The organism is Xanthobacter sp. BG11Y11_SDJG (assembly GCF_057364445.1).
In genome coordinates this window covers 1-6,896 of the sequence record NZ_JBNFNU010000224.1, presented here as the reverse complement: position 1 = coordinate 6,896, position 6,896 = coordinate 1, and the positions used below count along the sequence as shown (strand labels likewise).

The window sequence follows — 6,896 nt, the reverse complement described above, 5'->3', positions numbered from 1 at the left end:
GATGCGCTGTGCTCTCGGCGCCGCGCGCTGCTGCGCGCGCGCCGCGCGGCGCGGCCCAGGGCGTGGTGAAGTCGGTGCACGGCGCTGGCAGATTCGCTGCGACACGCCGCCCGGCGCGCAGGGCGAACAGTGCGTGCTGCTCCAGTCGGTGTTCGCCGACGACCGCCCCAATGTGGGTCTCACCGTGATCGTGCTGCGCACCGCCGACCAGAAGAGCCGCCTGCTGCGCGTGCTGGCGCCGCTCGGCGTGCTGCTGCCCGCCGGGCTCGGCCTCAAGATCGACGACCAGGACGTGGGCCGGGCCGGCTTCGTGCGCTGCCTGCCCAATGGCTGCGTCGCCGAGGTGGTGATGGACGATGCGCTGGTCAACCGCCTTAAGACCGGCAAGCAGGCCATCTTCATCATCTTCCAGACCCCCGAGGAAGGCATCGGCGTGCCGCTGTCGCTGAACGGATTCGCCGGCGGCTTCGACGAATTGAAGTGAGGCCGCGCGCAGCCGGCGCCGTGCGCCCCTCCCGGGGTTGCCCTCGCCCCTGCCGGGCCGGTCATTCGCCCCGACATCGCCCCGCGCTTCGCCCGGTGGCATGATGCGCCTTCGGCCGTGCGGGGCATCGGGATCCGATCCGGCCGCAAGCCTCGGCTTGGCCGCAGGACGGGCTTGGTTTGGACATGCTTGCTGACCAAAAGGGTTCGGGGGCCGGCGCGATCAGCGAAGGAATGCGGGGATGCATGGGGAAGACCATGAGCTGTTCATTGCGGCGCTGGCCTTTCTCAGCGCCGCGGTGATCGCCGTGCCGGTGGCGCGGCGCCTCGGCTTCTCCCCCGTTGTGGGCTACCTGCTGGTGGGCATCGCCATCGGCCCGGTGGGCTTCAACGTCGCCAACCCCACCGTGGTCTCCACCGTCGCCGAGCTGGGCGTGGTGATGCTGCTGTTCCTGATCGGCATCGAGCTGAAGCCGTCCCACATCCTGTCCATGCGCCGCTACATCTTCGGTCTCGGCGCCGCGCAGCTGCTGGTGACGACCACCCTGTTCGCGCTGCTGGCGTCGTTCGGGCTCGGCTTCGGCCTTGCCGCGGCGGTGGTGAGCGGCGCGGCGCTCTCCATTTCGGGCACCGCCATCGCGCTTCAGCTGCTCGGCGAGCGCGGCGACCTCGCGGCGCCCTATGGGCAGCGCACCTTCTCGATTCTCCTGTTCCAGGACATGGCCGTGGTGCCGCTGCTGGCCCTGGTGCCGCTGCTGGCGCCCGGCTCGGCGGAGACCGCAGTCGATCCGACGGCCACCGTGCTCAAGGCCCTTGGGGCGGCCGCGGCGATCGGCATCATCGTGGTCTCGGGCCGCTTCCTGCTCAACCCGATCTTCCGGGTGCTCGCCCGCTCCGGCGCCCGCGAGGCGATGACGGCGGCGGCGCTGCTGGTGGTGCTTGGCGCCGCCGGGCTGATGCAGCTCGCCGGCATGTCCATGGCGCTGGGCGCCTTCCTCGCCGGCCTGCTGTTGTCGGAGAGCACCTTCCGCCACGAGATCGAAGCCAATCTCGACGGCTTCCGCGGCCTGCTGCTGGCGCTCTTCTTCATGAGCGTCGGCATGTCCTTGAATCTCGTGGTGGTGGGCGAGCATGTGGGCGCGCTGCTGGTCGCCACGCTGGCCGTGGTCGGCATCAAGAGCGTGGTGGCCTATGGCGTGTTCCGCCAGGACAACATCGCGCCGGCCGAATCGCTGCTCGCCGCGGTGGCGCTGACGCCGGCGGGCGAGTTCGCCTTCGTGCTGTTTCCGCTTGCGCTCGCCACCGGCATCCTCAAGGGGCCGCAGGCCGACCTGCTGATCGCGCTCGCCGCCCTGACCATGATCGCCGGCCCGCTGCTGTTCGCTTTGGTCGGGCGCCTCGCGCCGAAGATCGCCCGCCGCACGGCGCCGCCCGAGCCCGAGCCGGACGACTTCACCGAGGCGGACGGCTCGGTTCTGGTGATCGGCTTCGGCCGCTTCGGCCAGATCGTCGCCCAGTGTCTGCTGGCGGAGGGGGTGAGCGTCACCATCATCGACAACGACGTGGAGATGATCCAGTCGGCGGGCCGATTCGGCGTGCACATCTATTACGGCGACGGCACCCGGCTCGACGTGCTGCGCGCTGCCGGCGCAGAGCAGATGGAGGTGATCTGCGTCTGCGTCGACGACAAGGAGGACGCCGACCGCATCGTCGATGTCGTCCGCACCTCCCTCCCCGGGGTACGGCTCTATGTCCGCGCCTTCGACCGGGTCCATTCCATGGACCTGCTGCGCAAGGGCGTCGACTTCGAGATCCGCGAAACCCTCGAATCGGCGCTGGCCTTCGGCGGCCGCACGCTGGAGGCGCTCGGCGTCGCCGCTCCGGCCGCCGCCGCGCGGATCGCCGACGTGCGGGTGCGCGATCGCCGCCGGCTGGAACGCCAGCTGGAAGAGGGCATCTTCGCACCGACGATCTGTGGACCAAGCGCAAGGTGGAGCCGGAACCGCTCACCCTGCCCGAAAAGCCGCGCGGCCGATCAATCCGGAGGCGCAGGACATCCTCACCCACGAGACCGAATTCTCGGGCTGAGGCCGGCCGCTCGCCGGCGCGGCGCGGCGCAGCGGACGTGGCACAATGCGCCTGCGATCCATTCGTGATTTCGGCAGAAGCATGGCGTAAGGTTGGGGCGGCGGATGAGTCCGCCCGCATCGGGCCGTTGCCCGGCACGCAGAGATGGGTCGGAGCGGAGGACCGTGGCGGAACGGCCTTCGAGAAGAACCCGCTCCGACGGAGGCCGCCATGGACGCGTTTCTTCGCATGTTGACCGCAGCCCAGGGCGGACAGGGCATGGAGGCGCTGGCGCGGGCCTACGGCTTGTCGCTCCAGCAGGCGCAGGCCGCGGCCGAGGCCATGATCCCGGCCTTCTCGGAGGGCTTCCGCCACGCCACCCAGTCCCCGGAGGCCATGGGCCTGCTGATGACGATGATGGCGAACGGCCCCTATGGCGCGCTCTACGCCCAGCCCGCCGCCCCCTCGGAACTGACCCGCGCCGGCCAGCAGGCGCTCGACGCGGTGTTCGGGCCGGGCGAGGTGAGTCGCGCGGTGGCCAATCAGGTGGCCGCGTCCACCGGCCTCGGCGTGGCCGTGGTGCGCCAGATGATGCCGGCCTACGCCACCCTCATGGTGGGCGGGCTGTCGCGCTCGCTGGCGGCATCGGGCGCCCTGCAGCAGATGCTGGCGGCCATGCTGGGCCGCATGCCCGGTGCGGAGCCGCCGCGCGCCGCGCCGCCGCCCCGCACCGGCAATCCCTGGATCGACGCCCTCCTCGCCTTCTCGGCGCCGGAGAAGCAGGCGCCCTCCACCGGCAATCCTTGGGCCGACGCCTTCGCCCGCTCGATGATGCGCTATGCCCCGCTCGGCTCCCCCTGCGCCGTCCGCCGCCGCAGTTCCGGCAATGCCTGGCAGGATGTGGTGAACGCCATGGCGAACACGATGGCGCAGATGGGACAGATGGGGGAGCCGGCGAGCGGCGCGCCCGCCCTGCCGCCGCCGCGCGACGCGGAGGCCGCGGCCGGATCGGCCGGTCCGTTGCCGTTTCAGGACTTCTTCGCGCAGATGTTCGCCCAGGGCTTTCCGCCGCGCCTGCCCGGTGCCGACGAGGAGCGCCCGCGCTACACGTTCCCGGACTATTGGCTGGACATGATGAACCCGTCCGCGGCCGATCCGGCCGGCGGCAAGGTCGCCGTGCCGGGCCCGAGCCCGAGCGAACCGGGCATCAAGCCCCGGGAACCGGGCGCCAAGCCCAAGGAGCCGGGCGGCTCGGGGAAGTAGCGCGGACAAAGGATCGGGCCGCCGCGGCTCTTCTCAGCCCGCGGGCGGCCCGCACATCGAACAGGACACGTCTGGATGAAAAGTGGCCCGCGCCGGTTGCGGACGGCGCGGGCCAGGCGCGGCGGAGCCGAGGGCATGCCCGCCGGTTGGGTGGAAAACGCGGCCCGCCCTCAGGAGGGGCGGGCGGCGCGCGCAAGCCGGCCGCGGCCCGGCCGGCTCGTTGGCGCGCAGAGCCAGGGTCTGGGTCGGATCCGACAGCAGCGGGCCGGCGGTGGCGTCGCGCAGGTCGGAGCGCGTCAGACCGATGTCGGACAGCATGTGGTCGTCGAGCCCGGCCAGCTCGTTGAGGGTGCGGCGGCGTTCCATCGCGCGGCCGATGCCGGCCGCAGCTTTCACGCCGGTGCCCAGGGTGCGCGCAAAGGCGAGCATGAGGGCGGCCACGAGTTCGCCCACGGGGGCGACGGCAGAGCTGCGGACTTCACCATGGATACTCATCTTCATCTCCATCACCGCGTGTCGGCGCCCGCCCGTCTTTTCGGCAAACCGTGGCCTCCCAAGCCACCCGATTCCGCGCCCACGCTGAGGTGAGGCCTTTGTGCCTTGCAGCAATGAATCACGCTAGCGAATGTTTTTCATCTCACTTATCATCGATAATGATGAGTTGACGGGCGCTCGGACAGTGGCCCGGGCAGAGCGTGGCGCAGCAAGGGGATGGCGCTGGCGCCTAGGAAACGACCGGGAGACATTCATGAGCATCCTCCTCGATCCCGATCAGCTGCGGACCTTCGTGGCCATCGCGGAAACCGGCAGCTTCACGCGCGCGGCGGAGGTGGTGCACAAGACCCAGTCGGCGGTCTCCATGCAGATGAAGCGCCTGGAGGAGCGGGTCGGGCGGCCGATCTTCACCCGGGACGGGCGCGCCTCGCGCCTTACCGAGGATGGCGAGCGCCTGCTCGACTATGCCCGGCGCATCGTCAAGCTGAACCTCGAGGCGGTGGCGAGCTTCACCGACACGGCGCTCTCGGGCCGCGTCTGCCTGGGCGTGCCGGACGACTATGCCGACCGCTACCTGCCGGACATCATGGCGCGCTTCTCGCGCACCCACCCCTCGGTGGAACTGACCGTGATCTGCGAGCCCACGAGCGACCTGGTGCCGCGTGTCGCCGCCGGCAGCATCGACATCGCCATCATCACCAACACCGAGACTTCCGCCCGCAACGCATTGGTGATCCGCCGCGAGCGGCTCATGTGGGTGTCGTCGGCGCGCCATGCGGTGCATCTGGAGACGCCGGTGCCGCTGGCGCTGGGGCGGCCCACCTGCGAATGGCGCGCGCTCGCCATCGCCCGGCTGTCGGGGGCGGGGCGCAGCCACCGGGTGCTCTACACCAGCCCCAACAGCGGCGCGGTCTCGGCCGCCGTGCTGGCGGGGCTCGCCGTGTCGGTGTTCCGGAATCGGCGCTGCGGCCCGGCATGCGGGTGCTCGGCACCGGCGACGGCTATCCCTCGCTGCCGCCGTGCGAGATCGGCCTGCTGCGCAGCCGCCACGAGCCCTCGCCGATCGCCGACGCGCTCGCCCACCACATCATCCAGGGGCTCGACAACCTGACCGAGGCCGAGGCGGCCCAGTAGGCGCGGCGCCAAGGCGGCGTCAGTCGCCCGCCTTGGGGAACACCATGCCCGACAGCCGCGCCACCACCACCGGGTGACGCGCCATCAGGGTGTGGAGCTCGTTCTCCTCGATCACCAGCACCTTGGCCTTGGTGGCGGCGCGCACCATGAGGTGGTCGGTCGCCGCGCCGGAGGCGACGCCGAACACCCCGCCCGGCCCCAGGCGCTCGACGCCGTCGGGATGCTCCACCTCCACATAACCCTCCAGCACCACATAGAGGTGGCCGGTCTTCTCCCCCCGGCGCACCACCAGGTGACCGCGGTCGAAGCTGCGCGAATGCAGCACCGGCAGCAGCGCGCCCAGGGCCTTGGCGTCGAGGTCGGTGAACGGGGCGAGGCGCGAGACCATGGAGAAGGTGACGACGAAATTGTGCTGCGCGATCACCTCCGAGAACGAGGTGGCGATGATGGCGATGGGCAGCGCCAGCATCACCAGGCCCGAGATCATGGTGATGCCGCCGATCACCCGCCCGAGCGCCGTCACCGGCACCACGTCGCCGTAGCCCACCGTGGTGAGCGTGGTGATGGCCCACCACATGGCCGCCGGGATGGAGCCGAACTGCTCCGGCTGCACCTCGCGCTCGACCAGATACATCAGCGTCGCCGCGGTGAGCACGCCGGAGGCCAGGATCAGCAGGCACGAGAACAGCGCGTAGCGCTCGCGCTTGATGGCGAGGAACAGCGCGTTGAAGCCCGACGAATAGCGCGCCAGCTTGAGGAAGCGCAGCAGGCGCAGCACCAGCAGCCCGTGCAGCTCGTAGCCCGCGAACAGCGAGCCGGCCAGCGGCGCGATGGCCAGCAGGTCGATGAGGGCGAACGGCGTGAGGGCATAAGAGAGGCGCGCCTTCCAGGGCGGCAGGCCGCGTCGCAGGGGATGCTCCGGCGCCACCCACAGCCGCACCAGATACTCCACCACGAAGACCGCAAGGCACGCGTGCTCGATGGCCTCGAATGCGACGCCGTCCCGCAGCCCCAGGGACTGCACCGTGCCGAGCACGGCGATGACCACGCTGAGCAGAATGATCGCGATCAGGGCGAAATGCAGCGCATCGGCGAGGGGATCGCCCGGCACGTCGCGCTCCAGGAGGTCGAACACCCGCCGGCGCATGCTCCTGTGGTCCATGCCGCATCTCCCGCGGACGCGGCGCGACGGCCCGCCCGGTTCCCACCCGCATGCTTGGTGTTTAATGCTGATTCGCCCGCCGGGACACGGGTCCCCTCACCCTGAGTCTCCCGTGAGCTTGGCGCGCTCGGCCTCGCGCGCCTCGGCGATGCGCGCGCTCACCACCTCCTCCGGCAGGCCCAGCGCCTCCAGCAGCCGGCCGGCGAGCTGGAGGCTCGCCTCCACGGTCTCGGGGAATGACGCCGGCGACGCCCAGCGCGCCGAGCCGGCGGGGCATGGGCGGCATCGCGGG

At 71.1% G+C, this 6,896-nt stretch carries 5 protein-coding genes and 2 pseudogenes; 4 read left to right on the top strand and 3 right to left on the bottom strand.

The genetic code is table 11. The features are described from left to right. Positions 1–8: 8 nt before the first annotated feature. The 3 genes and pseudogenes from AC2W7M_RS16625 (at position 9) to AC2W7M_RS16615 (ending at position 3,813) form a co-directional block, all read left to right on the top strand. Positions 9–484, top strand: a pseudogene (locus tag AC2W7M_RS16625) (invasion associated locus B family protein). Positions 485–725: 241 nt separating this feature from the next. Beyond that, complete coding sequence (locus AC2W7M_RS16620; RefSeq protein ID WP_486133385.1) at positions 726–2,639, top strand: monovalent cation:proton antiporter-2 (CPA2) family protein; 1,914 nt, start codon at positions 726–728, stop codon at positions 2,637–2,639. Positions 2,640–2,781: 142 nt separating this feature from the next. Next, a complete protein-coding gene (locus AC2W7M_RS16615; protein WP_486133384.1) occupies positions 2,782–3,813 on the top strand; it encodes a DUF937 domain-containing protein in 1,032 nt (343 codons plus the stop codon). A 33-nt stretch (positions 3,814–3,846) separates the two neighbouring features. Here the strand turns inward: AC2W7M_RS16615 and AC2W7M_RS16610 are convergent, their stop codons facing one another. Then, complete coding sequence (locus AC2W7M_RS16610) at positions 3,847–4,320, bottom strand: DUF1127 domain-containing protein (RefSeq protein WP_486133382.1); 474 nt, start codon at positions 4,318–4,320, stop codon at positions 3,847–3,849. A gap of 241 nt (positions 4,321–4,561) precedes the next feature. Between AC2W7M_RS16610 and AC2W7M_RS16605 the strand changes: the two are divergent. Next, positions 4,562–5,442, top strand: a pseudogene (locus tag AC2W7M_RS16605) (LysR substrate-binding domain-containing protein). 19 nt (positions 5,443–5,461) lie between these two features. On the opposite strand, the gene AC2W7M_RS16600 reads toward AC2W7M_RS16605, so the two are convergent. Continuing rightward, the gene (locus tag AC2W7M_RS16600) at positions 5,462–6,604 is read right to left on the bottom strand and encodes a cyclic nucleotide-gated ion channel (protein WP_486133380.1); all 1,143 of its coding nucleotides are present in this window, start codon (positions 6,602–6,604) and stop codon (positions 5,462–5,464) included. Positions 6,605–6,700: 96 nt separating this feature from the next. After that, on the bottom strand, positions 6,701–6,896 hold a 196-nt coding region (locus tag AC2W7M_RS16595; RefSeq protein WP_486133378.1), incomplete at its 5' end, for a hypothetical protein.

Excerpts from the sequence above, each read along its gene's own strand:
- AC2W7M_RS16615 (WP_486133384.1), top strand. The coding sequence starts at position 2,782 with ATGGACGCGTTTCTTCGCATGTTGACCGCAGCCCAGGGCGGACAGGGC.
- AC2W7M_RS16610 (WP_486133382.1), bottom strand. The coding sequence starts at position 4,320 with ATGGAGATGAAGATGAGTATCCATGGTGAAGTCCGCAGCTCTGCCGTC.
- AC2W7M_RS16620 (WP_486133385.1), top strand. The coding sequence starts at position 726 with ATGCATGGGGAAGACCATGAGCTGTTCATTGCGGCGCTGGCCTTTCTC.
- AC2W7M_RS16600 (WP_486133380.1), bottom strand. The coding sequence starts at position 6,604 with ATGGACCACAGGAGCATGCGCCGGCGGGTGTTCGACCTCCTGGAGCGC.